The sequence below is a fragment of the Bifidobacterium sp. MSK.13.1 genome (assembly GCF_019131435.1).
GTDB classification, from domain to species: Bacteria; Actinomycetota; Actinomycetes; order Actinomycetales; family Bifidobacteriaceae; genus Bifidobacterium; species Bifidobacterium pseudocatenulatum.
In genome coordinates, this window is record NZ_JAHOMM010000009.1 from 23,083 (window position 1) to 47,961 (window position 24,879).

The 24,879-nt window shown below is 56.4% G+C and carries 18 protein-coding genes; 8 read left to right on the plus strand and 10 right to left on the minus strand.

The genetic code is table 11. The annotated features are described in order from the left end of the window. The first annotated feature begins 146 nt into the window (after positions 1 to 146). From KSY55_RS08070 to KSY55_RS08080, 3 genes are all read left to right on the plus strand, one after another. Positions 147 to 1,244, plus strand: coding sequence for an alpha/beta hydrolase (locus KSY55_RS08070; protein ID WP_004223447.1), 1,098 nt, complete (start codon positions 147 to 149; stop codon positions 1,242 to 1,244). A 554-nt stretch (positions 1,245 to 1,798) separates the two neighbouring features. After that, positions 1,799 to 1,951, plus strand: coding sequence for a hypothetical protein (locus tag KSY55_RS08075; protein ID WP_153881456.1), 153 nt, complete (start codon positions 1,799 to 1,801; stop codon positions 1,949 to 1,951). A 111-nt stretch (positions 1,952 to 2,062) separates the two neighbouring features. Next, on the plus strand, positions 2,063 to 2,884 hold the full coding sequence (locus KSY55_RS08080; protein WP_022244687.1) for an alpha/beta hydrolase: 822 nt from the start codon (positions 2,063 to 2,065) through the stop codon (positions 2,882 to 2,884). A 197-nt stretch (positions 2,885 to 3,081) separates the two neighbouring features. Here KSY55_RS08080 and KSY55_RS08085 read toward each other — a convergent pair whose 3' ends face one another. Together KSY55_RS08085 and KSY55_RS08090 are read right to left on the minus strand one after the other, a co-directional pair. Further along, positions 3,082 to 4,212, minus strand: a complete 1,131-nt coding sequence (locus KSY55_RS08085; protein WP_117750481.1) for a glycoside hydrolase family 172 protein — start codon at positions 4,210 to 4,212, stop codon at positions 3,082 to 3,084. A gap of 377 nt (positions 4,213 to 4,589) precedes the next feature. Continuing rightward, positions 4,590 to 6,842 (minus strand): glycosyltransferase family 2 protein, encoded by a 2,253-nt coding sequence (locus KSY55_RS08090; RefSeq protein ID WP_004223466.1) that lies wholly within the window; start codon positions 6,840 to 6,842, stop codon positions 4,590 to 4,592. 243 nt (positions 6,843 to 7,085) lie between these two features. Between KSY55_RS08090 and KSY55_RS09150 the strand changes: the two genes are divergently transcribed. From KSY55_RS09150 to KSY55_RS08105, 4 genes are all read left to right on the plus strand, one after another. Then, positions 7,086 to 7,685: a hypothetical protein gene (locus KSY55_RS09150; RefSeq protein ID WP_254881891.1), complete on the plus strand. Its 600-nt coding sequence runs from the start codon at positions 7,086 to 7,088 to the stop codon at positions 7,683 to 7,685. Between the two features lie 59 nt (positions 7,686 to 7,744). After that, on the plus strand, positions 7,745 to 8,398 hold the full coding sequence (locus KSY55_RS09155; protein WP_254881892.1) for a hypothetical protein: 654 nt from the start codon (positions 7,745 to 7,747) through the stop codon (positions 8,396 to 8,398). A 111-nt stretch (positions 8,399 to 8,509) separates the two neighbouring features. Further along, positions 8,510 to 10,966, plus strand: a complete 2,457-nt coding sequence (locus KSY55_RS08100; protein WP_217749676.1) for an EAL domain-containing protein — start codon at positions 8,510 to 8,512, stop codon at positions 10,964 to 10,966. A 132-nt stretch (positions 10,967 to 11,098) separates the two neighbouring features. Next, complete coding sequence (locus KSY55_RS08105; protein WP_022244644.1) at positions 11,099 to 12,115, plus strand: LacI family DNA-binding transcriptional regulator; 1,017 nt, start codon at positions 11,099 to 11,101, stop codon at positions 12,113 to 12,115. A 93-nt stretch (positions 12,116 to 12,208) separates the two neighbouring features. Here KSY55_RS08105 and KSY55_RS08110 read toward each other — a convergent pair whose 3' ends face one another. The 7 genes from KSY55_RS08110 to KSY55_RS08140 form a co-directional block, all read right to left on the minus strand. Further along, positions 12,209 to 13,516, minus strand: coding sequence for an N-acetylglucosamine-6-phosphate deacetylase (locus KSY55_RS08110; RefSeq protein ID WP_217749685.1), 1,308 nt, complete (start codon positions 13,514 to 13,516; stop codon positions 12,209 to 12,211). Positions 13,517 to 13,836: 320 nt separating this feature from the next. Next, positions 13,837 to 14,649: a glucosamine-6-phosphate deaminase gene (gene nagB / locus KSY55_RS08115; protein ID WP_034880391.1), complete on the minus strand. Its 813-nt coding sequence runs from the start codon at positions 14,647 to 14,649 to the stop codon at positions 13,837 to 13,839. A 70-nt stretch (positions 14,650 to 14,719) separates the two neighbouring features. Further along, positions 14,720 to 16,726 (minus strand): glycoside hydrolase family 20 zincin-like fold domain-containing protein, encoded by a 2,007-nt coding sequence (locus tag KSY55_RS08120; RefSeq protein WP_217749675.1) that lies wholly within the window; start codon positions 16,724 to 16,726, stop codon positions 14,720 to 14,722. Positions 16,727 to 16,862: 136 nt separating this feature from the next. Beyond that, complete coding sequence (locus tag KSY55_RS08125; RefSeq protein ID WP_004223476.1) at positions 16,863 to 17,795, minus strand: ROK family protein; 933 nt, start codon at positions 17,793 to 17,795, stop codon at positions 16,863 to 16,865. A 105-nt stretch (positions 17,796 to 17,900) separates the two neighbouring features. Beyond that, positions 17,901 to 18,860 carry a carbohydrate ABC transporter permease gene (locus KSY55_RS08130; protein WP_065438274.1) on the minus strand — a complete coding sequence of 320 codons (960 nt, stop codon included), beginning with the start codon at positions 18,858 to 18,860 and terminating at the stop codon, positions 17,901 to 17,903. Continuing rightward, a complete protein-coding gene (locus tag KSY55_RS08135) occupies positions 18,857 to 19,801 on the minus strand; it encodes a carbohydrate ABC transporter permease (protein ID WP_065438289.1) in 945 nt (314 codons plus the stop codon). Before KSY55_RS08135 ends, KSY55_RS08130 begins: the two co-directional genes overlap by 4 nt. A 261-nt stretch (positions 19,802 to 20,062) precedes the next feature. Further along, positions 20,063 to 21,370 carry an ABC transporter substrate-binding protein gene (locus KSY55_RS08140; protein ID WP_033524410.1) on the minus strand — a complete coding sequence of 436 codons (1,308 nt, stop codon included), beginning with the start codon at positions 21,368 to 21,370 and terminating at the stop codon, positions 20,063 to 20,065. Positions 21,371 to 21,664: 294 nt separating this feature from the next. Here KSY55_RS08140 and KSY55_RS08145 point away from each other — a divergent pair, with 294 nt between their 5' ends. Further along, a complete protein-coding gene (locus tag KSY55_RS08145; protein WP_004223481.1) occupies positions 21,665 to 22,789 on the plus strand; it encodes an ROK family protein in 1,125 nt (374 codons plus the stop codon). 523 nt (positions 22,790 to 23,312) lie between these two features. On the opposite strand, the gene KSY55_RS08150 is transcribed toward KSY55_RS08145, so the two are convergent. Then, a complete protein-coding gene (locus KSY55_RS08150; RefSeq protein ID WP_004223483.1) occupies positions 23,313 to 24,872 on the minus strand; it encodes a glycoside-pentoside-hexuronide (GPH):cation symporter in 1,560 nt (519 codons plus the stop codon). Between the last annotated feature and the right edge of the window lie 7 nt (positions 24,873 to 24,879).

Below are 24,879 nucleotides of genomic sequence, written 5' to 3' on the forward strand. Positions count from 1 at the left end.
CCGTTACATAAATTCGCTCTGGACGTAAAGGAATATGGGTGATCGCAGTAGCGCTTTCTATATCGAACCGGTACGATATATCGAGGTGCGGCATTCCGATGACGGAACGGCCGCAATCGCATGAACATCATGAAAGGACGGCGTCGATGACGAGCACACAGACCATTGAGGAACTCAGCGCACAATACGCGGCAAAATATGGCATCACCCGTGAGATGATCGACCATGCGGAACGTTGGACGGAAACCGACGGCGATCTCGAAGGCCTTTCCGAAGAGCGCGTCCGCGGCATTCTCGACATGCGTTTCGGCGCGATCGCGGTTGACACCCCGCGTTCCGAACTGTGGCACACGCCTGACACAATCGACGTGATCGAAGATATTCCATACCTGCCTGACGGTGGCTACGATACGGAAGCCGGACAGTGCAGAGGGCATTTGCTCGACCTGTATCTACCGCACGATGCGGTGCTGCGCTGCGGGCATACGCTGCCGGTGTACATCGATATACACGGCGGCGGTTTCACTTACGGATATAAGGAATTGAACCGCAACTTCAACGTGCATCTGGCCGAAACGGGCTTCGCCGTATTCTCACTGAACTACCGACCGGCCCCGCAAACCGATTTGAGGGGTCAGCTGGCGGACGTTCAGGCGGCATTGCGTTGGATCAAGGCGCATTTGACTGATTATCCGGTTAATCCGAACGCCGTGTTCCTCACCGGCGATTCGGCAGGCGGCGCGTTGACCATGCTGACGTTGGCGATTGAAAACAATGCCGAAGCCGCGGCCGCATTCGGCGTGGATGAGCCTTCGGGCATTGGTTTCGCCGGTGCCGCTCCGGTGTGCGGTGCCTACAGTTCCGCATCGTTGGAAACCATGGGAAGCGAACTGACCGTAGGCTACGATCCGAATCGCCGCACCGGACTCGAACAGATGCTGGGCGTCGAATTCTTCGACGGCATCGAAGCCGCCGACCCGAAGTTCCTCACCGCCGAAGGCCTGGCGTTCAACGTCAACCTGCCGCCACTGTTCATCGTGACCTGCGGCGACGATTTCCTCGAGGCCGACAATCTGGCGCTTGCTGCCGCACTGGCCCGCAAGGGAGCCGATTTCGAACTGTTCGACCCGAAGCCACGCCGCCACGAAACGCTCGGCCACGTGTTCGTGATCGGCATGCCATGGCTTGACGAAAGCGTGGAATGCTTCGAACGCCTGCGCAGGTTCTCGTACGAGCGCTGCTGAATCACGAATGCCTGCACGCGACCACGCATAATCACCAGCATCACAAACGGCCGACCATGCATTACTCACGCATGGTCGGCCGTTTGTCTTGCAACTCTTTTCGGCAAAATCGCGAAACATAAATCGCGAATCGCACGAATCGCATGCATCGTGTTCAGAAAAGAAGAAAGCCGGCGGAGAGAAGGGCCGCCGGCTGAGAGAGAAGAGAGAAGAAGGGTTCAGTTATGGGGTTCTTCAGGAACCTCGCCAGCCGCCGTAACTGCTGACATGTTCTATATAAGCGCCCGAGTCTTGGAGGAATGATACGTGTTCCTGCCAATTAGCTGAGAAAAATGTATCAGACATGTGAGCGGCCATACACATTCGTGAATTCCGTCGAATGATCGCAACATTACTTCCGATTTGCCCAATCGCACGTCTATATCACTCACCCACTCCGCAAAAATCATCCATTTCACTGGACGATTCTGAAAAAACGCAAAATCATCCATTTCACCGGACGATATGTCGAGCTCAAGATGCTGCCGTTGTCTTTCTCGGAATACCGAAATGCATTGCAACCGACAGCAAATGACAATGCGCTGTTCGACCGGTATCTCACATATGGAGGTCTCCTCTACGTCACACAGCTCACCTTGGATACCATCGGGCTCGGCGACTACCAAGACATTCGACACCGCAACATCCTCGACTGGCTGCTCGAGTAGGACACACTCTCCCGACTGCACAATTTGCGTCCACGGATCACAAGGTACGAAAAATAGCGGGACCAAATAGTTCCTGCATAACGTGCGCCGTGTTCCACCTATGATGGATATATGAAACATTTCGAATATGAAATCTCCGGCATCGACGGCAGCGCAGCGAAATTCGTCGGATATTGCCTTGATAACAGCGAAGAAGTCGTTCCCGACCGTGTGCGTCCGTCTGTGCTTGTGATTCCGGGCGGCGGTTACGAAATGACGTCGGATCGTGAGGCGGAGCCGATTGCGATGCAGTTTCTTGCGGCCGGTTTCAACGCTTTTGTGCTGCGATATTCGGTGAAGCCTTCCGTTTTTCCAGTTGCGCTGTTGGAAGCTGCCGATGCGATGACGATGATTCGTGAGCATGCCGCCGAGTGGCATGTCGATCCGGATGCGATTGCCGTGATTGGCTTTTCCGCAGGTGGTCATCTTGCTGCGAATCTCGCCACCTCCACCAGCGACGATGTTCTTGTCGCTCATGGTTACGATCCGGATGCGGTGCGTCCGAATGGTTTGATGCTCGCCTATCCGGTGATCACGTCTGGCCCGCTCGCCCATCGCGGCAGTTTCGATTCGCTGCTTGGTGAACGCCGCAACGATTCACAAGCGCTTGAATCCGTGTCGATCGAACGTCATATCGACGCCAAAACACCGCCGGTTTTCGCATGGCATACCGTTCCCGACGAAACCGTGCCATACGAAAACACACTGATGCTGATCGACGCTTGCAAGAAAGCCGGAGTCAGCATCGAAGCGCACCTATTCCCGCAAGGCGGGCATGGACTGTCGTTGGGCACTGCGGAAACCGCATGGCAGGGCGTCAACGGCATTGAACCGAGTATCCAGATCTGGCCGCAGCTGGCTGTCTCTTGGATGCGCAGAACGTTCGCACGATAATCAGCGCAGCAGACGCCGTGACATCTAACCCCATCTAGTCACGTTTCCCGCCTGCGCAACCCGCACCCTGCATCTGCACAACCCATAAAATCGGGTTAAAACCCGGGTTGTGCAGACGCAGAACGCAAGTCGCGCAGACAGCACAACACCCCCGAACCGACCGGATAGGCCGAAAATCGTAAGCTTGGGGGCAAAAATCAGCGGGGCTGACGGAAGCGACGATCGCCAATCGGATCGAACGGTGTATGCGGCTCGAGCTGATACCAGTACGCGACGGAAGCGACGTCGTCCTGACGCTCGAAATTGCCGCCCTCCTCAGTACCGATCTGCTGCCATTCCACACGCAAATCATGTTCGAAATAAATCGGATCGGGAATGTGCCAGCGATACAATCCGCGGGTCACCGGCGTATTCACATCCCAATACGCGCTCTCGCGATGCGAGGCGAGACGCTGCGAATAGAACGGGAAACCGACGTACGGCGCACAGAACGTCTGCTCATGCATACGCCCATGCTCGTCGAAATCGGCGAAACTCCACGCGCCACCGAAATAATCCTCGGCACCGGTGCTGCACCACGTGGGATACTGGTCGTCCCCATCGATGTACATCTTGACTTCACCCTCGCCCCACCAGCGGCTTTCCAACGCGGTGAGCGCCAGATACGTGCCGATATACGCGCCACGACCATGCACGCCGTCGAGCACCACATAGTCGCGGGCCAGTTCGGTGACGCGCTCGCGACGCCACTGCGCATGAAAACGCATGGTGCCGGCCGGAAGCGCATCGTATTCGGTGTAGTCGATCTGGTAGAAGAACGCGGGAACGTCTTCATTGTGATCGTTGCGGAGCACGATGCGCGCATGTTCGAACGGCATGGAGAAGTAGCAGTTGAAACCGCGATTGGGCACGACCACCACCGGCATCGAATTGACTCGGCAGGCCTGCGCGTGGCCGCAGCAGAAGAAGTCGCCGACCGGGCATTGCACGGACGGGGTTTCCTCGCCATCCCAATAGAATTCCAGGATCAGGTTGCGAAGCACGTTCGGACCGGTCGGGGAGGTTCGGTCGGTGACGGTCATCCAAATATGGCGGATCACGCCCGGACCGTCCACGTCCATCAGTGTGACGCTCTCCCCCGCTTTCACGGTCTGGATGCACGGACTGCCCTTGCGCGACGGGCCAAGTGCACTGGCTGCAGTGGCCGCAGCGCCCTTGCCGCCCGTGGGATTCTCGGCGTTCACGCAACGTGTGCGCCCTGGTGCCGCAACCGCCAGCGAGTCCAGCGGACTGCGCGCGGCGAACGCACCCGACGAATCGACCTGCATATCGTGATATAAGCTTTGCTGCATAGCGCTCCAATCGTTATTACGTTGAATCATCGGCGCCCCTTTTCCTTATACTTTACGGCACCCACAACAGTGCCTCACGGAGATTCGACTCAAACACGTGACAAGATTTTCTGCTACACGGCTTTTTAAACCCCGACTGACGATTTTGCAATTTCGTCGCACGATTTCGGTTTATTAACCGCACTATCCCGATTCCCGTCATACGATTTCTAGCCCTGTCGCACGATTTTGATTTGCTGACCGCACGATTGGAAAATTTACCTTTATTTCGGAATCGCGCGGTCAGATTTTTGAAATCGTACGACAGTCCTTTCAAAAACCCGAAGAAAGTGCAGACCGACACGGGGAGCACGCTATAGCGGGCGGGACTCGTAGATCATTTGGCGGTCGCCGAAGTAGAGGGCGTCACGCCAAGAGGCCTTCTTGCGGGCCGCCTCCTGCTGAGGCTCCTTGATCGGCACGAAGAACCAACGGACCAGACCAACCACCATGTCTTGCACGGAATGCCAGATGCCGATATACGCGGTCAACGCCCAGAACGTCACGATCGCATTGAAGCCGGCGAACACCGCGTTGCCCCAATTGTGCGAAAGCGTATCGGCGTAGAACACCATGCACGAGTAAATGATGATCACCCACGGCATCGTCACATACAATGCCGGAGAAGCGGTACGATTATTGACTTTCGGCGTACGCGCGAACGGAATCTTCGTGTTCGTCATGCCCTGCTGAATCGACTTGAGCGTACCGGAAAGATTCACCGTCAACAGCACGATGTTGAAGCCGTAAATACGGAAAATATCGGAACGTTTATACCCGTTGCGTTTCAAATCGCTCGACATGGTGGCAAAATACGGCAGCGACGCGAGCACCACCCACGGGCTCAGCAACCGCTGGTCGAACGGATATGCCAAGAGGAACATCAGGCCGAAACTCGACCATGCGATGGACGCCATATAGTTCACGCGCAGCGCCCACTCACCCAGCTTCACATCATTGCCCTGCTGATGCCGCGCGTGCACAATACGGAAGAATTTGCCGATGATCAGCAGACCGCCATTCGCCCAACGCCGCCGCTGCACCACCAACGAACCGAAATCAGGCGGGGTGGCACTATAGCTCAACCGCTCCGGATAGTTGACCAAATGCCAGCCGAAATAACCCAAATCGATACTGGATTCGGTGTCTTCGATCACCGTGCGATCCTGAATATACGTTTTCACCGTGCGCGTGCCCTCAGTCGACACCACGCAGATATCGTCGAGCGCGGCCTTGCGGATCACCGCGTTCGCACCTACCCAGAACGTGGCGTCATAGTAGGTCATGCCCTGATGCAGCATGTGCTGAATGTCGGTGGTGGCGGCCGCGATGCGTTCGATTCGCGTCGGCGCGCCACGATACGAGGAATACGGGGTTTGGATCACGGCCACGCGCTCATTGCCGGGCTGTTCCATCTGGTACACCAAGCGCAGGCAGTAGTCGCGCAACAGCATGGAATCGGCGTCCAACGTCAGCACGTATTCGGAATTGCGCATCACGAAATCGGGAGATTCTCCCTCGCGCACGTCACGCAGAATCACCCCGTCCGACGTTTCCACGCGCTTGAGCGAGTGCCCCATCAATCCGATGAACGAATTCAGATTCATGGCTTTGTTGCCTTCACGGGAGGTCGACGCATACAGCTTGCGTTCGAACGACCATCCTTTTGCGGTGAAAATGCGTACCAAACGTTCGTACAGTTGCAGAATGCGATTCGCGTCGACATGCTGCTGCAGGGTGATCGATTCGTTCAACGCCTGTTCCGTCAAACGCAGGTCGCGTGCAAGACCGCGCAATACCTGGTCGCAGAAGAAATCGTCGGTATGATCTTCGACCAGCCATGTGTCGGCCTTATGCTCCAACCATTGCGCGGCCGCACGATAGTCTTCCGCACAGCGTGCGACCACACTACGCCTTGCGTCCATCTGATCGGCGAGCGCCGCAACGGTTTCGTCGCGCGCTTTGGTGAAACGTTCCGCAGGTGCCGCCAATTCGGCCAATACTTTCGGCATGAGTTCGCGGCTTGCTTTGAGAATCGCTCGCGCTTCGTCATTGTTAGGATGCGGAGGATCGTCGATTAGGAGTACGACTGCAAGGTCGGGAAATTCCTGCAATGCCGCCGACCAGATCGTTTTTTCGACGACTTTCGGCTGTTCCACGTACGAAGGAATCAGCACTGTGATTCCCTTATCGTAGTTGTGTGCGAAATGGTCGTCGAGCATCGCCCGAGGCACGCGTTCATGCCGGATGAAACGGTATAGCGCCCCTTGCCGTGTGGTCAAGTAGACGAGCGCGCTGAAAATCAGCGTGGTCACAATCGTCATGTACAGCACGCCTTCAACCACGAAACGTAACGTGAGTGAAGGATTGTTGACGAACAACGACAGAATCATCGTGATCATGTAGATCAGCCATGAAACAACCGTGCAGATGATGGCAACGTAACCACGCACAACGCGCGTTGGCGAAGGCTTGGCATGCATGATCGCAAGCGGTTGCGTGGAGGTTTCAGCACCCCACTGGTGCCTGCGGTCATCGCCGTCAAAATCCCCTATTTTTGCCACCATATACCCCTTTGCCTTATCAGCGCTGCCTCACCTGCATAAACCATACATCACTGTTGAAATCGTCGTACTAGCCACAGACTACACTCCCTAACTGTAAGCGAGATATAAGAAAAACAGCGCACGAGAGGAAAGCTTAATCCCCCGTAAAATCCCCCGCATATGCACTGAAGCCCAGCGGGACACAGCCTGCTAGACGCCCCAATGTCCCCATCAGCATTGGTGACCTGACGATTTCGAAAGGGAATGATGAAACCCCTGTTTCCAGGAAGACGATTTTCCTTCCTCCGACTGTTCATAGCGATACTGTGCATCGCGCTCGTCGCGGCCGGCACATGGTCGTGGATCACGTTCACGCGAACGGCGGCTAAGAAATTGCCGGAACCTTGGTTCGGCGGCTATGTGGACGTGACCGCAACACCCTCATACGAGTTCGAATCCAAGGTAGGCAACGTCTACCGGAATGTGATTCTCGGATTCGTCACCGCCGGCGACGGCTGCCAGCCAAGCTGGGGCGGCTACTACACGCTCGACGAAGCGGCCTCCACGCTCGATCTCGACAGCCGTATCGCGCAAACCTACAAAACCGATCGCACGGTAACCGTCAGCTTCGGCGGGCAGAACGGCACCGAACTTGCCAGCGCATGTTCCGACGTCGATTCCCTTGCCGACGCATACCAGCAGGTGATCGACCGCTATCACATCACCTCGCTCGACTTCGACATCGAAAACTCGAATCTCGACGGGTACAGCGAAACCGCAACCCGGCGAGCGCAAGCCGTGGCAAAACTCATCGCCAACGAAAAGCCAAAAACAAAGGGAAAGACGATACCAGTCACGATCTGATCATCAGTTTGACGCTTCCAGCCGACGCGAAAGGTCTTACAACGCAAGGAATGCAAACCGTGAACGCGTTTCTGGATGCCGGCGTGACGCTATCCACCGTAAATCTCATGACCATGGATTTCAACGTGGCGTCCACGTCGATCACGCAATCCACGCTGATCAAAAGTTCGCTGAACGCGGCCCACGCGCAATACAAAACGTTGCTGTACAGTCGCGGCAAACTCTTCAGCGACCATCAGATCTGGGAGCTGTTGGGAGCCACCGTGCTCATCGGCCAGAACGATACCAAAAACGAGTATTTCACGCTCGACAATGCGCGCGAAATCAACACGTTCGCACTGGAAACAAGCCTGGGCCACTTAAGCATGTGGTCGCTGAACCGCGACCAGCAATGCGGCGAAAACTATACGAACACCAACACGCTCAAAACGTTCTGCAGCGGCATGAAACAGACGGACGGCGAATTCGCCACCACATTGGGGTCAGGATTCCGAGGCACGCCGGGCACGCTCGTCGACTTCGACAATGCCAGCTGGAATTCCTCGCAGCAGGCCTACCCCACGTGGGAACCGGGAGTACTGTACAAGCAAGGCGACAAGGTGATCTGGAACGGCAATATCTACGAATCGTTGGGCAACAACGAAAACGAGCAGCCGGACAGCGCCGAGGAAGGCACGAACGCACCGTGGCGCATCATCGGACCGGTGTTATAAACGCTTGCCGCAGCGAGACGCAACCACAGACACAATACAAGGCAGGAACACAAGGCAGTCGCTACTTTTCAGTAAAAGTGGCACGCAACAGGGGAACGAAATCAGGCAATCATGACATCGAAGCAATCAAAGCATCAGGCAGCCACCGGCAGCCAGCCAAAAGACGGCATCAGAAAACCAGCCAGACTCACCATTCTGGCCATCATCTATGCGTTGTGCATTGCGGCCGCAATCGCATTCCATGCACAGGAAGGCGTGCAGCAACTTATGGAAGACCCTGCGCGCATCTGCATATGGTCGCTGTGCTTTCTGCTGTGCCTGATCTACCACAAAAAGCGTTCGTCGTATCGCGTTGCCGCCGAACACACCGTGCTGCCACCGTTGACCGTCATACTGCTGATAACCGGCTATTTTCCCGACGTGGCCATGTTCCTGATCATCGTTACCATCATCACGTCGATCATCACCGCACGCAGTCTGAAAATCGGCATTCTTCGCGCCGGAACCACGCTTGCGCCAATCCCACTGATCAAAATATTATTTGCGAACACTTCTCACGTACTGTCAATTATCATCAGCCAGAATTCCGTCAATGCTGCGATTAATCCTTATCAATTCCAGCATTGGTTGCTGCCATTACTGATTATGACTGTTGCAGTGCCGATTATTCGATTGATTTGTGATATTGTAACGTTCTTTTTTGTACAAATTCCGATTCGTAAAGCCATGCGCGAGTATTCGCTGTCTCACATTCTTGCCATGGCTTTGGCTGATTTGATGGCGATTGTGTGGATTCCTGAAATTCTGGAGTTCGCCAATATTGGCTCGGATACTGCCACCGTGCTTTCCGTGTTCATGCTGGCACTGATCGCCTACTCGCTGTTGCTGATGACGGTCGATACGATGAGCCGGCTCACGCGATCCCGAAGTGCGTTGAAATGCATAGCGAATGTGAGCGACGCGCTGCCGTTGCCGAATCAAGTGCCGGAAGAGACCGTCGTAAGACGCATCAATCGTGGCCTCACCCGCATGCGCTGTTTCATCAGCAATGCAAACAATCTTGATAAAAGAGGGTATTCCTACCGCTATTCCGCGCCTATTTCCACCGGCTCGCGACAGTATTATCTCGCGATGGAACGCAGTATTTGGAATCGTCCGTTCATGTCGACCGACGAGACGATATTGCTCACCTGCGGCGAAGTGCTTACCGAATCGTTACGCGTGAACAAGGAAGTGACGCTGCTACGCACCGAATCGGAAACGGATACGCTGACCGGCGCACTCACGTATCGTGCGTTCATCGGACATTTGAAGAGTCTGCAGACCGAGAATGTGCATAATCTGGTTGCCGTGGTGTATTTCGGCGTGGAGCATTTGCGCACCGTCAACGAACATTATGGACGCAAAATCGGCAATGCCGTGCTGCGATCCGTGGGCATGCGTTTAAGCCAGCTGCTGCCGGGAAACGCCACGCTTTCGCGCGTGAACGGCGCGGAATTCGCCATGATCGTAACCGATGTGACGTCAACCAGCGATGTGGAGGAGTTGGCCACGCGCATGCGCAATCTTGCCGTCATGCCGGTATACACCGAAGAAGGCGAGGTTTCCGTGGACGTATCGAGCAGCATTTCGTTCTCGAATGCGACAGACGGCTTCTCCGTGCTCCTCGCCGATGCGAGCGCGCACATCTACGAGTCGGAGAGCTCCAATCTGCCCGTGGTCGACGGCATGACGTCCACGCTCGCCGCGCAGAATGGTTCGGGAGACTATTTCAACGCTTCCGACGTGCTTCGCCATGCGATCGAAGACAATACGATTTCCGTGCTCTACCAGCCGATTTTCGATGTGAATACGAAACGTATCACTTCGCTGGATACGATTGTGCGCGTGCATGACGCGAAGGGCCGTACGCTGGCACCGTATTTCGTAACGGCTGAAGCGCATCGTCTCAACATGAGCGTGCAGCTGACGCTCGACGTGCTGGAAACCTGCGTGAAAGACATGACCGCATTCCGCAAGGTGGCACCCGAATTGGATATTGTGGACATTTGCATGAATGGTTCGGAATTAGGCGCGTCCATCTTCCACGAGCGCTTGGAGCAGTTGACTCATGAGCAGCCACAGCTGCGTTTCGGCCTGCAGTTGGGATCGCATGCCATTCATGTGGTGCATGATGAAGTTGATGATGAGGTTGCCGCTCTTGCCGCTTTGCCGAACGTCGAGTTGGGTTTGACCAATGCTGGCACCACGTATTCGGAGGTTGCCGCGTTCGCGCATCTGCCATTGGATTTCGCACGATTCGACAAGACGGTGGTTCGCGATTTCCGTACGCCTCGCGCAAAGCAGATCATGCAGCGCACGCTCGAGATTTCGCGCGATAACGATGCGTTCCATGTGGTGTTCGATGGCGTGGAGTCCCTGGACCAGGTTGAGTTCATCCGTTCCATCGGAGGCACGCTCGCCGAGGGCACGCTGTTGAGCAACGCCATGAGCGCCAACGAGTTCCTCATGCGCCTCGAAACCATGGGCACTTCATTGCCCGAAGCCACCCCGAGGCAAGCTGAGTAAAGAGGAGTCTCGTTTGTCGCACGATTGCTTCATCTCGTGAAACGCTTGGAGGAAATATGGCGAGATGGGAGCATGTGTGCTAAATTAATTAGTAAACGTGTTTAGCCAACGATGGCTTTGAGGAGGATTCACATGGCCACTATCAGAGAGATAGCGAAACGGGTAGGTTTCTCCCAAGCCACTGTTTCCAGGGTTTTGAAGGACGATCCCACTTTTTCGGTGAAGGATTCCACCCGCGAGAAGATTCTAAACGCCAGTCTGGAAATGGGATACAAGAACGTACCGCAATACCAGCGCATCACCATTCCGCAGGATGTTGCGATTCTCGACAATGTCGTACCCGACAAGGGCTTGCAGGACGCGTATTTCGACGAGCTGCGCGAAGTGCTCGTCAAGCATGCCGAAGAGCAGCGTATGAACGTGACCATGCACGAGGACGTGGATTCGCTGATCGCCGATGCCGATAAATACGCGGGATTTATTTCGATCGGCCCGTCCCCACTAAATCACAAGACGCTTCACCGCTTGCATAAGAAGCTCCCCCACGGCGTATTCATCGACATCAATCCTGCGCCGGCATTGTTCGATTCGGTACAGCCGGATTTGGAACAAACCATATTGGATGCGATCGACGCGCTTATGGGGTCGGGTTGCTCTCGGATCGGCTTCATTGGCGGCTTGGGCAACATTATGGGCAAGCATGAATATCCGGAAGATATTCGTACGTTCGCATTCCGCAATTGGGCGTTGCGCTTGGGATTGGATGCGCAAGGATTGGTGTATGCGGACGGCCCGTTCACTGTGGAAAACGGCCGTTTGCAGGGGCGTCAGTTGGTGCAGGATCATGCGGACGATCTGCCCGACGCGGTAATCGTCGCAGCCGATCCGTTGGCGGTTGGCGTGCTGCAGGCATTTGCCACCGAAAATGTGATGGTGCCGCGAGATATCAAAGTGATCAGCATCAACAATCAGGAGATCGCAAAATACACGTCTCCCGCATTGTCGTCGTACGACATTAGCCAGGACGAGCTTGCGAAAGCCGCGGTGCTTATGCTTGCCGAAGCGCTGACCGCCGACCGCAAAATCAGCCAGCATATGCGAATCTCCACCAGTCTCGTCGCACGCGACAGCTTCACCCCGCAAGACTAAATATAAAAACTTGAGATACGGCAAGGGCCGGCATCCTATTGCGGAGCCGGCCCTGCAATTGTGCTTCAGTAATCTCGCTTCAGTAATCTCACCTTAGCGGAGAGGGCGAACGTCACACCAGACGTGGGTGACGGACCAGGTGACGGGATCGAGCAGAAGCACGTCGGCAGCGTAGCCGGGAGCAAGCAGACCGAGAGGTTGCTTGGTGACCGGGTTCGCGCGGTCGAAACCGAATGCTTTGGCCGGAGTCAACGTGGCGGCCTCCACCGCGTCGGCGGGCGTGAATCCCAATTCGAGCACCGCACGCTGAACAGCCTTTTCCAACGTCAGCGTGGAACCGGCAATCGCACCATTCGACACGAGCCGAGCGTGACCATCGATCACATCCACATCCAACGCACCCAGCAGATAATGACCGTCCGGGCAGTCGGTAGCAGCCATGGCATCAGTCACGAATGCCGTGCGATGCGGTGCGAAACCAAATCCCAAACGCACCATCGGATTCTGCACATGAAAACCATCATTGATCAACTCGATAGTGACGCGTGGATCCTCAACAGCAGCCGGAATTGGACCAGGCTCGCGATGATGCAAGCCATTCATCGCATTGAACATGTGCGTCATAATGCCCGCGCCCGCGTCGAAACCCTTGCGAGCGGTCGCATAATCGGCATCGCAATGTCCTACCGCAGGAACCACTCCGGCCGCCGCGAAGCGACGAATCGCATCAATGCCGTGCGGCAATTCGGGGGCGATGGTGATCTGACGCAGACAGCCGCCTGCCGCTTGCAAAAGCCGATCAACATATTCGGGAACCGGATCCTTCAAACATTCCGGATCATGCGCACCCTTGCGAGACAGCGCAAGGAACGGTCCTTCCAGATGCGCGCCGAGAATGTCAGGGCGGGCGCTCATCATGCCGTGCACGGTTTCGAGATTGGCGCACATCACGTCAAGCGGATTGGTGATCAAACTGAGCACTTGGCGGGTGGTGCCGTGCATCATGTGACCCGCGCGAGCCAAACGTATGCCCTGCACGCCATCATCGAAGGAACTGCCCCACGAACCGTGCGCATGAATGTCGACATAACCGGGAGTCATCATGCGACCTGCAGCGTCGGTTACGGAACCGGCCGAACCGGTCATGGCATTGCCGGAATCAGCCGAACTGACCGAATCGGAATCAGCATCGGCATCCAAACCGACGCTTGCGCAAGCCGCAGCAAAATCAGCGTCCCGATTCCCAGTCGCAATAATCGCGCTACCATCGGAAACCAGCCAATAATGTTCCGCAACACCTCGCGCATCGACTTTGCGCGCATTATGAATCGCAAACGGACGGGCCGACTGCGCTAACGCAACGTCCACCTCATTCGCAAACCGCTCACGAGACTGTTCCATCTTCATACCTTCCAATTCACTCCCAGCCATATTCCTCAATTAGCATCCAATTCTTCCATTCAGTGGAAGAATTACCCCGCTGACAAGCCCATCAGCAACCCAATCCTTCCAGTCAGTGGAGAAATCCTCCCGCTAACAGCCACCTCAGAGTCCCAATTCCTCCAGTCAGTGGAGGAATCTGGACTGCCAAACACCCCCGTACTGCCCAAAACCTTCCAGCGAGTGGAGGAATCCTCCCGCTGGAAGGCCGAAAAACGTCCAGAATGTTCCAGCGAGTGGAAGAATCCGGACGCTAGCGGACACCGACTGCGGAGCAGCAATCAGATGCGCTGCCAGGCGGGCTTGTGGGCGTAGGCGTAACGGTAGTAGTCCTTGTGACGCAGGCGGCTCGCGGCCTCCTCGTCCACAATGATGGTGGCGTGCGGATGCATTTGCAGCGCGGACGCCGGGCAGAACGCACTCACACCGCCCTCCACCGTTTCGGCCACAGCCTCGGCCTTGCCCGAACCGAAGGCAAGCAGCACCAAGTGGCGGGCTTTGAGAATCGTGCCGATACCCTGCGTGATGCAATGCGTAGGCACCTTGTCGATGTCGTCGTCAAAGAATCGGGCGTTATCGATGCGCGTCTGCTCAACCAACGTTTTGACGCGCGTGCCGGAAGCAAGCGACGATCCCGGCTCATTGAAGCCCACATGCCCATCCGTGCCAATGCCCAGAATCTGCACATCTATGCCACCGGCCTCTTCGATTGCCTTATCGTAGGCAGGGCCGGCAGCCGCAATGCGTTCGCCGTCGCTCAGCGGCGCCCCGTCGAGCACGTCACCAGGCACGTGCACCAAATCAGGGTTCAGTCCAAGCGGTTCCACGACCGTGCGGTGAATGGTGGAATGATATGACTGCGGGTGATCAAGCGGCAATCCCAAATATTCGTCCAATGCGAAACCACGCACCTGCGATACGTCAATATGCTCGCTGTGCACAATGCGTGCGAGCGACTGGTATGCGGCGAGCGGACTGGATCCGGTTGCCAGTCCCAGCACCGCATTCGGCTTGGTTTTGATGAGATCGGCGACTGAACGGCCGTAAATATCGCCTGCTTCGCGCTCGTTTTTCACGATGATGACTTCGGTCATGATGTTCCTTTCATTGGCATTGGATTGACGTTTTTCGTTTTGCTGATTTCTTGAGGATTTGTTTGATGATTTATTTGCTGATTCGGCGAAGCTCGTCGGCTGCTTTCCACACGGTTTCCTGAATGCGATGCAGTTCCGACGGTTGGCTTGTCGCGTTCCATTCCTTCGCATAGGCCTCGCACCAGCATTCGAGCTCGCGCGCCAGCGCACGATAATCGGAAGGCCGCCAATCGCCAGCGTCATGCGCATCACGCACGTCATGTGCTTCGGCGAGCGCGAATCCCACTCGATTGAGCAGCAGCTGCCCTTCCATGGCGATGCGTACGGCAGCAGTAATGCCCGGATTTCCCATATGTGCCGCAATCGGCGCGATGTCGACCATGCATTGTTGCAATGCACGATTGGCTTGCGGAATTCGTTCGATTGTCGTTGCCATATTGCGCATCATGCGATTGCGTGCTTCACGCACAGTCATTGCGTTTCCACAGTCAGATAAATGATCAACCAAGCGATCGGCCAGGCAGGGAATGGTTTGCGCAACATCGGTATTGCAGTTTCCCGTGCCGTCATCCAATTCGAGATATTCCACAAGCTCACGCCAAGTGAATACGGCTTGCGCGGAAGCGTTACGAAGCAATGCAACGAATCGTGCGCTGCAATCGCCATATTCGACGCGCGAAATACGCTCAAGCAAATCATTTTCGGCAGTATCTCCGGCAGGATTCCACGCATATTGCGCACCGAATATCATGCCGGGCACGGCCATGCGCGGATCGTTGACATGCCCAAAATCGCCCCAATCGGTGACGAGCATGCCTTCCGCACCGCAGTCGATGCCGTAGCGCGCGATGCGTGCGATGTTGTTCCACGCATCGTCGATGCGCGGCAGCAGCGCATTCCACCCCCATACGGCCGGGCATACGATTTGTTTGGCTCCGGCTTGCGCCACGAGTTGGATTTTTTCGTCGGTCGCTTCCGGTTCGTACTGCCAGTTCAGCAGGGTGACATTGTTCGGCAGGGTTTCGAGGATTTCCGGCATTTCGATGGCGATGTCTCCCCAGAACATGGGTTCGCGGCCTTGCTGGGACAGGTGTTCGCAGAGTTTGCCCACATATGTTGCGTACAGCGCTGCGACGCCCACGCGTTGCGCTTCCTGCTTCGACTTGCCTTTGCCGAGGTCGAAGGTTTCGTCGGCGCAGATGTTGAATCGCTTCGAACGGAAAAGTTGCAGATACGAGTCGACCAGTTGCGCAGAGAATGCGAAGGCTCGATCGTCGGCGACGTTGAGCGTGTGGTGCCTCATGCGTTCGATGAAGCTGAACGGCCGGTCTGCGTCTTCGGGGAATTCGCCGAGTTCGCGCAGTTCCTGCGTGCGCATCGCCACATATTGGTGTCCGAATGTGGAGACTGACGGCACGAGTTCGATGCCAAGGTTCGCGCAGTATTGGTCGAATTCGAGTGTGTCTGCCGGCGTGAGCGGGCTTGATCCGCGCCATGTTTCGCTCATACCGTCGAATGCGAACGTATGCTCGATGTACAGCTGCAATTGGTTGTATTTGTAGAGGCAGAGTTTGTCGGCCCACTGTTTGAGCCATGCGAGCGTTGGCACGCGGCCGCGCGTCGCGTCCAAATAATATCCCCTGATTTGGCATGCGGGGGCATCTGCAATCTGCAGTTCCGGCAGTACGGCACCGTTTTGCCGTATGAGTTGACGCAGGGTCTGCACGCCGTTGCGCACACCCTCGAAATCGCAACCGGTAATCGTAATGCCGTCAGTGTTGATAGTCAGCGTGTATGCGCCGGCGGTACCGCCATCCTGCGAATCGAAATCCCGCGAATCCGCAATACGCAATCTGATGAAGCCCGACCACATATCGCCCGTCGCAATATCCCAATCAGTGCCTGTCGCGGAACGTATGTCGGCAACAAGCTGATGCGCAAGCAGGAAATCGCCATCGCCAATCGCAATGGATTCGTTCACGCGCCCCGCATAGGGCAACAGCACCGTGCCTTCGCCGACCGTCATGCTGTTCGGTTCGGGAATGATCGCCCATTTGCGGGTGTTCTCGCTTGCCATCGATTCGCCTTTCGATTGTCGATTATCGATTTCAATTCTCGATTGTGATTCTCGGATTGCCGGGATTGCCGGGATTGCCGGATCTGGATTTCCGGAATTGTTGCGCTTGTTCCAGTCTGCCTGAAGTATCACGCATTCACGATTGCGGTTGCGCTCGTTTTGCCGCGAGCGCCGCGCCGATTGCGCCGATTGGTTGGTCCATGGCTGCGATTCTGATGTTCGATGCGATGTCGAGTGTGGTCAGGAATCGGCATCCTTCGGCTCTGCGGCTCAGTTCGGCTTGGATGACTTCGATGAGTGCGTCACCGGTTTTCGCCATGCCTCCGCCAATGATGATGCGTTGCGGATCGTAGGCTTGCGCGACGATTTGGATGGTGTCGCCCATGGCGTGGGCCACCATGGCGAGCACGTCGTTGGCATGCCCGTCTCCTTGCCGCGCTTTGCGGATGAGATCAGGCATGGGCGGGTTTGCGGAGGGCCAAAGTTTTGCCACGGCCCCGCCGGATGCCACGGTTTCCAAGCATCCACGCTGCCCGCATGGGCATTCGAATCCGTTGGGGTCGATGGGTAGGTGCCCGATTTCGCCGATGGATCCGCTGTACCCGTGTTCGGCTTGCCCGCCGCGCACGAGTCCTGCGGCCAGTCCCGTGCCGAAGTTGAGGAATACGACGGTTGCGTTGCCGTCGACTTGTTCCACGAATTCCGCGGCTCCGACCGCAGCCGCGTTCACATCGTTTTCCACGTGCACCGGAGCGTGCATGATTGCGCTGACGCGTTCGCCAAGTTCCAACGTTTCAATATCAAGATTGACGACGTTGCTCACTTGCCCGGTCGCGCAGTTCACCTGCCCTGGAATGCCAATGCCGATGGGCAGCGCTTCGTTGGACAGTATGCGGGCGACGCGCACGATGTCGGTTACGACATTGCTTTCACCGGAGTGCGATGGCATACGGCAGACGTCGATGACGCGGTCTGTTGCGTCGAGCAGCACGCCTTCGATTTTCGTTCCGCCGATGTCGATGCCGACGCATCCTTGCGAACGGCCGTTATGGTGCAGTCTTGCGTTCATTGCATGTACCTGCCTGAAATAGTGGGGCCCGGATTACGGTTGTTCTGTTGATCCAACTCCATGCGTGGCGTTTGCATGCCACGCATGGAGTTGGATGGATGCCCGTCAACCCTTGACTGCGCCTGCCGCGAGGCCGGCCTGCCAGTAGCGCTGCAAGCCGAGGAAGAGCACGATCACCGGCAGTACGCCGAGCAGTGCGCCCATCATCAGCGATCCACGATCGTTGAAGGTTGCGAGCGATACCATGCCATACAGGCCGAGCGTGACCGGCTTGAGGGTGTCGGAGGAAACCATCATCAACGGCAGCAGGAAGTTGTTCCACGTTCCCACGAAGAGGAACAGGAAGATGGTCACCATGGCTGGGGCGAGCAGTCGGAGCACGATGGTGAAGAAGATTCTCGCTTCACCGGCGCCGTCGATGCGGGCCGCTTCCAGCAGTTCGTTCGGTACGGAGGTTTGCGCGTACACGCGTCCGAGGAAGAAGCCGAATGGCGAAACGCAGCACGGGATGATGATCGCCAGCATGGTGTTGGTCAGGTGCAGTGCGTGGAAGATGGAGTACTGCGGAATGGTGAGCAGTGCGACCGGCATCAGCATGCATCCCATGACCACGCCGATGGCGATGGCCTTGCCACGGAAGTTGAATTTTGCGGTGGCATAGCCTGCCATCACCGAAATGATGGTGCCGATCAGTGCGGAAACCCCGGAGTAGATCAGGGAATTCAGCACCCAACGCCAGAATTGGCCACGGGTCCACCCCATAAGCTTCGAATAGTTGGTTGCGATGGCGTCGGGAATCTGGTCAAGTCCGACGGCGAACCACAATCCGTTGCTGCTGGTCAGCTGCGATGGTGTTTTGGTGGATGCGATGATGGCCCAATAGATTGGGAAGAGGAAGTAGATCAGCGCTACGACGAGCACGATCACGGTAATGGTTTTGGTGATCGGCGATGGGCGCATGGAGCGCGGCAGATCGTGTTCGGCCGCTTCGCGTTGCTTTTCCATCATGCGTTCCGCTTTTCTGCGGGCGCGTTCGTCTTTTCTTGTTGCGACTGCGTTGCTCATTGTTCGTTCGCCTTCCTCTCGACCAGTGCGTAGATCATGGCGAGAATGCCTGCGATCAGTGCCATGACGATGGCGACCGCCGATGCGGGTCCGTCGCCGCCCGGAGTCAGTGTGCCTTGGGATGTGTTCATGGCCATCATCATTGGCGTATAGGTTTTGGAGATGCCCGGATCGGCGGTCTGCATGATCTGCGGTTCGTTGAATAGCTGGATTGTGCCGACGATGGACAGCAACATGGACAGCAGCGCCGCGGAACGCACGTTCGGCAGTTTGATGCGCATGGAGATCTGCCATCCACTTGCGCCATCAATGCGTGCGGCTTCGTACAGTTCGTGCGGAATCGCCTGCAGTGCGGCCAAGAAAATCAGCATGTTGTAGCCGGTGAACGTCCATGTGGTGATGTTTGCCATGGAAGCGAGCACAACGTTCTTGCTGAAGAAATCAACGTTTATTCCGATGGCCGCAAGACCTTTGACGATCGGCGAAATCTGACCGTTATACAGGTACACCCAAATGATGGATGCGACCACACCTGGAATGGCGTACGGCAGGAAGTAGCCGAGACGGAAACCCGTGATGTGCTTGACCACGAACGAATCGATGACCATCGCCAAAGCCAATGCGATGATGATCATCAGCGGCACCTGAATGAGGGTGTAAATCAGCACCCTGCCCACACCGGACCAGAAATTGCCGGACGTAAGCACGTACTCGAAATTCTGGAATCCTACGAATTTATTCACCAATTCGCCGCCGCCGTACGCGCCGCCGCCCTCGGTGACCTGACGGAAGAAACTGGAATAGATGGCATAGAAAATCGGAATGATGAATACGATGGCGAACAGTATGCCGAATGGCGCCATGAACGCCCATCCTGTTCGATTCTCGCGGCGTTGCGCATCAGTGCGCTTTGGTTTCGCCGCATGCGTTGTTGCAGTCATGATGTACCTATCTTTCGCATCGGATGCCATTCATCGTTGATGGCATCTTTCACAGTTCGAATCGCCGTATCCAAATCGTCATCACGGGAGAGGAGTGCCGGTTTCAGCCGCTCCGTCGAATCAGCTAGATCGATTCATAGGGAATATTCACAAGGAATATTTTCATAAGGAACGGTGTGGAGCCGTGTGTTGCGTTGGCTCCACACCGTCGTTGGAGGGGTTATGGAATCAGAGCGGGTGATCCCTGGTTCCATACGTCGATCACTTCGCTACGGACAGGCCGTAGTTCTTGAGGGTGTCGATGGAGGTCTGCTGTGCCACAGGGAACACGTCCGCCACCTTGCCGGAACCGTCGGCTGCCTTGTCGGCGGCTTCCTGCATAGCTGCGGAGACCGCGGAGTAGCCCGGCATGTAGTTGAATGCGACCATGTTGTCGTTGGCAGTAGCGAATTCCTTCATCACGTCTTGGCCGCCGTAGAATTCGTTCCAGGATTCAGGGGTCTTCGCGGTTTCGGTGCTGGCGGCCACAATCAGACCTTGGGAGGTCAGATCCTCAACCTGAGTGTTGAACCAGTCGAGGAATTCCATGGCTTCGGCCTTGTGCTCACAACCCTTGAGCACTGCGACGCCGGAACCACCGTCAGGACCGGTGCTGGTGCCATTGCCGAACCAGTCACCGATCTGGGTGACACGCCAGTCACCCTTGCCGGTGTCTCCTGCGGAGTCCTTGAATAGCGGAGCCTCCCAAGCGGCGCCGATGTTGCCGATCAGCGTGCCATCCTGCAGGGATGCGTCGAACGACGGCACCCAACGCGGGTTGGTCAGCGTGGCCTTGTTGTCGATCAGTTCCTGGAAGGTTTCAGCAAAAGCCTGCGAACCGCTGCCGTTGGTGTTGACCACCCAAGCGTCGTTCTTGACGGTGTACCACGGGTCGGAAGCATTTGCCAAACCTGCGAAGATGTTGCCGGCCTCATCGGCTTCGTAATCCATGATGTACTTGCCGGACGCGGCCGCGGTCTTTGCCGCTTCGATCAGCTCATCCTTGGTTTTGGGAACCTTGATGCCCAGCTCATCGAAAGCCTTCTGGTTGTAGAAGTACACAAGCGGGCCGGTATCTTGCGGCAGGCCGTAGGTCTTGCCATCAACCTGCATCATGGAATATGGGCCTTCGGCGAAGTCGCTCTTGTACTTCGCGGCCTCTTCGGTCACGTCTTCGAGCAAGCCCTTGGTGAACACCTCAGGCACTTCGGCGTAGCCGACCTGTGCAAGATCCGGAGCATTGCCGGCCTTGACGTCGGTTTCCAGCTTCTTGATCATATCTTGTGCGGCACCATCGAACTTGGTGGCCTTGACCTGAATGTTCGGATGATCCTTGTTCCACTTGGCAACAATGTCTTTGACCAAGGTCATGCCTTCGGAATCCGGAAGACGGTGCATGTACGTGAGGTTGACGACCTCCCCGGAATCCCCGCCGGTGCTGGCCGTATTGGAACCGCATCCTGCAAGACCCATGCACAGAGCCGCGAAAGAAGCTGCGCAAACCATCAAACGCTGAGTGTGGGATCGCATATCTCTCTCCTTCGTGAGATTATTCCGGCACCTCCTTGCACCGGATAGTCACAGCATACCTACGTAATCCTTTTTTGTCAAGTTTCCTTACATTTAAATCCGGCACGCGATTGCTATTCCACAAAAAAGCTGAAATTCCGCCATTTAGTGACAATCATAAAGCAATCGCAATTCGAGGAAAAATGCCGTATACTCTTGTTTAGTACTCTTTATTGCCAATAAAAATTACATAACGCACTTGTATCGCCACAAACTACAATATGTATCGGCTCCACACAAGAAAGCGAGGACATCGTGAGCGGTACCCAAGCAAAGGCATCACCTTCCGACATTCGAATCAGCAATATCACCGCCGCATTCGAGCAGCTTTTCCCCGCAACGCAAATGTCGCGAGCCAATATCGGCAAACTCATCGGACTTTCGCGCTTCACCACCAGCGAAGTGACCGGCGAAATGGTCGACAATCGCATTCTGCGCGAACTCGGCCCCGACAATCGCGAAGGGCGCGGTAAACGTTCACAAGTGCTCGCCATCGACACCGATTTCTGGCGAATCGTCTCCGTCGACCTGTCGAATCCGATGCTCGTCAAAGGAGCGCTGGCGGATCTTTCCGGCAGAATCGTGGACCGCACCGAGCTTCCCGTCGACCATGGCTGCAGCGTCAATGACGTGATCGACCTCTGCAGGCAGCTCATCAGCTCAACGCCACTGCCGACCCTTGGCATCGGCATCGCGGTGACCGGCATTGTGGAACCCAACGGCGTGGTGCGCAAATCCGTGCACTTGGGGTGGAGCGAACTGCCGCTGAAAACCGAAGTGGAAAACGCCACCGGAGTGCCCGTGATCGTAGGCAACGACACCAATGCGGCACTTGTGGCGGAACGATTCTTCGGCGACTGCTCCCCCAATTCCATGCTCATCTCCATCGGGCGGGGCGTCGGCGCGGCATTATGCCTCAACGACGTCATCATCGAAGGAAGTTCCTTCACTGCCGGAGAAATCGCACACGTGGTGGTCGACCCGAACGGGCCAATCTGCGAATGCGGCAAACAGGGATGTCTCGAATCATTCGTTTCCGGTGACAGGTTGCAGCAACGCATCTCGCAGGATCCCGCCGCGCGTACGCATATTCTCACCGAAGCGGGCGCGTTGCTCGGGCGCGTCATGGCCATACCGGCAGGATTGTTGGATCTGCGCGACATTTCGGTATATGGTGCGCCGGAAATCGTCAATACTCAATTCATCGACGCGATGGAAAACGAAATCAGCCGCACCGTGACCACGGATTATCAGGAGGCGCCGCAAATTCACCGTTGCAGGCAAGGCGAGGATCTCACCCTGCGCGGACAGGCCACCATCGTGATCCGCACACTGGTACCGACGATCCACGAACGCGGCTCCCTCATCGGCGAAGCATAGCTCCGGACGCCTTAGCGCGACCCAAAACCTCCAGTCGGTGGAGGAAGCTACCCGCTAACAGACCTGCTAACGTCCAAAAACCTCCAGTCGGTGGAGGAAGCTACCCGCTAACAGACCTGCTAACGTCCAAAAACCTCCAGTCGGTGGAGGAAGCTACCCGCTAACAGACCTGCTAACGTCCAAAAACCTCCAGTCGGTGGAGGAAGCTACCCGCTAACAGACCTGCTAACGTCCAAAAACCTCCAGCCACCGGAAGAATCGCCCCGTCTGCAACTCTCCAAGCATCCATATTCCTCCAGTCGCTGGAAGAATCCGGACCGCAAAATACCCCCGTACTGTCCAAAAACCTCCAGTGAGCGGAGGAATCCTCCCGCTGACAGGCCTTTTATCGTCCAGATTGTTCCAGTGAGTGGAGAAACCCGGACGGGATGAGAGGCATGGAGACGAAAAGAATGAAAGGCCGCCTGCAGCGGATGGAGTGCTTCAGGCGGCCCTGGTTGTCGGAAAGGAAGGGGAATTTCAGTTATCGGGATTCAGGTTGGCCCGCCGGAGTCGCGGTTCCAGCAGTTCCAGCGGTTTCAGCCACGGCAACCGCCTCGACGGCTTCCACGGTCTGAGCGTCGTCGGCTTCGATCTCACCGTTGGCGAGCTTCACTTCGAGCTCCTTGACGATCTCATCGTGCATCTTCTCAGTGATCTTCACCTTGAACAGAAACACGATCAGGCTCAGGATGATGAGCACGAGCGGAATGTAGAAGGCGCAGATCTTGAAGATGTGGATGTTGGATGCGGTCATGTCGGCTGCGGTCGCATTGCCGGTCATGCCAGCGGCCACGGCGATGATGCCGACGATGCCGTTGGACATGGCGCCACCGATCTTGTCGAGCATCGGGCGGACGGACAGGGTGACGGCCTCGTTGCGCTTGCCGTTCTTGAGCTGGCCGTATTCGATGGAGTCGGTCAGCGACAGGATGGCGGTCATCTGAATGAGGGTACCCGGCACGTAGAAAAGCACCAGAGCCACGAACACCATGATGATGTTGTCGGAGAAGATGCCGAGCATCACATAGCCGGCGATCATGGAGATCATGCCACCGATGTACAGGTAACGGCGCGGAATGCGCTTGTTCAGGATCGGGTACAGCGGAGCCATAACCAAGCCTGCGACCAGTGCGATCACGCCGGTGAGGGAGTATGCGGCCTGGTTGTCGAGGATGAACTTGAACAGGAAGATCAGCACGCCGGTGGTGGCCACGTTGGCGATGGCGTACAGCAGGTAGCTCAAGGCAACCCACAGCAGCTGGTCGTTCTGGAAGATGGCCTTGAAGGCTTCGATCGGGTTGCCGTTCTTCTGGGCCTTGGAGCGCAGGGCGCTCTCGTTCTCCTTGGTGCCGAAGGCAACGGTCCATGCGGTCAAGAGGCCGAGCAGGCCGACGATAATACCGAAGCAGGTCCAGCCGGACTGGCTTTCGACGTACTTGCCGGTGAACACCCAGCTGAAGTAGGTGACGATCGGGATGACCACGACGGTGATGCCGTTGTAGCCGATGGAGCCGGTGAAGGAGCCGAGTGCGGTGTAGGTGGAGCGCTCGTGGGAGTCGGAACTCAATGCAGGGATCATACCCCAGTAGGAAATGTCACGCAGCGAGTAGAACACGTCGAGCACGACGAAGGTGATGACGAACAGTACGATGAACCACGTGGTGTTCACGTTCACCAAGCCGAACAGGCCGGTGTACACTAGCACGATCAGCACGGACGAAATCGCGCCGGCGAGGAACTGCCATGGGCGGAAACGGCCCCACTTGGTGGTGGTGTTGTCGATGATGTTGCCCAGCAGCGGGTCGATGAAGATCTCCGCGATACGGATCACCACGACCAGGCCGGTGATGATGCCGATCAGCTTGGTGGCGACGCCTTTATCGACACCAGCGAACAAGGAGCTCGTCACATAGACGACGAAGTAGGTGCTCAGTGCGTTATAGAACGCGGACTGGCCAAGGTTGCCGCACGCGTACGCTACGCGCTGGCCGAGCTTTCCGCAACGAGCCGTGCCGTTCGCAGTAGTGGTCGTATTGCTCATTATCTCT

Excerpts from the sequence above, each read along its gene's own strand:
- KSY55_RS08070 (WP_004223447.1), top strand. The coding sequence starts at position 147 with ATGACGAGCACACAGACCATTGAGGAACTCAGCGCACAATACGCGGCA.
- nagB (WP_034880391.1), bottom strand. The coding sequence starts at position 14,649 with ATGACCGAAGTCATCATCGTGAAAAACGAGCGCGAAGCAGGCGATATT.
- KSY55_RS08110 (WP_217749685.1), bottom strand. The coding sequence starts at position 13,516 with ATGGAACAGTCTCGTGAGCGGTTTGCGAATGAGGTGGACGTTGCGTTA.
- KSY55_RS08150 (WP_004223483.1), bottom strand. The coding sequence starts at position 24,872 with ATGAGCAATACGACCACTACTGCGAACGGCACGGCTCGTTGCGGAAAG.
- KSY55_RS08080 (WP_022244687.1), top strand. The coding sequence starts at position 2,063 with ATGAAACATTTCGAATATGAAATCTCCGGCATCGACGGCAGCGCAGCG.
- KSY55_RS08135 (WP_065438289.1), bottom strand. The coding sequence starts at position 19,801 with ATGACTGCAACAACGCATGCGGCGAAACCAAAGCGCACTGATGCGCAA.
- KSY55_RS08100 (WP_217749676.1), top strand. The coding sequence starts at position 8,510 with ATGACATCGAAGCAATCAAAGCATCAGGCAGCCACCGGCAGCCAGCCA.
- KSY55_RS08105 (WP_022244644.1), top strand. The coding sequence starts at position 11,099 with ATGGCCACTATCAGAGAGATAGCGAAACGGGTAGGTTTCTCCCAAGCC.
- KSY55_RS09150 (WP_254881891.1), top strand. The coding sequence starts at position 7,086 with ATGATGAAACCCCTGTTTCCAGGAAGACGATTTTCCTTCCTCCGACTG.
- KSY55_RS08085 (WP_117750481.1), bottom strand. The coding sequence starts at position 4,212 with ATGCAGGTCGATTCGTCGGGTGCGTTCGCCGCGCGCAGTCCGCTGGAC.
- KSY55_RS08130 (WP_065438274.1), bottom strand. The coding sequence starts at position 18,860 with ATGAGCAACGCAGTCGCAACAAGAAAAGACGAACGCGCCCGCAGAAAA.
- KSY55_RS08125 (WP_004223476.1), bottom strand. The coding sequence starts at position 17,795 with ATGAACGCAAGACTGCACCATAACGGCCGTTCGCAAGGATGCGTCGGC.
- KSY55_RS08120 (WP_217749675.1), bottom strand. The coding sequence starts at position 16,726 with ATGGCAAGCGAGAACACCCGCAAATGGGCGATCATTCCCGAACCGAAC.
- KSY55_RS08090 (WP_004223466.1), bottom strand. The coding sequence starts at position 6,842 with ATGGTGGCAAAAATAGGGGATTTTGACGGCGATGACCGCAGGCACCAG.
- KSY55_RS08140 (WP_033524410.1), bottom strand. The coding sequence starts at position 21,370 with ATGCGATCCCACACTCAGCGTTTGATGGTTTGCGCAGCTTCTTTCGCG.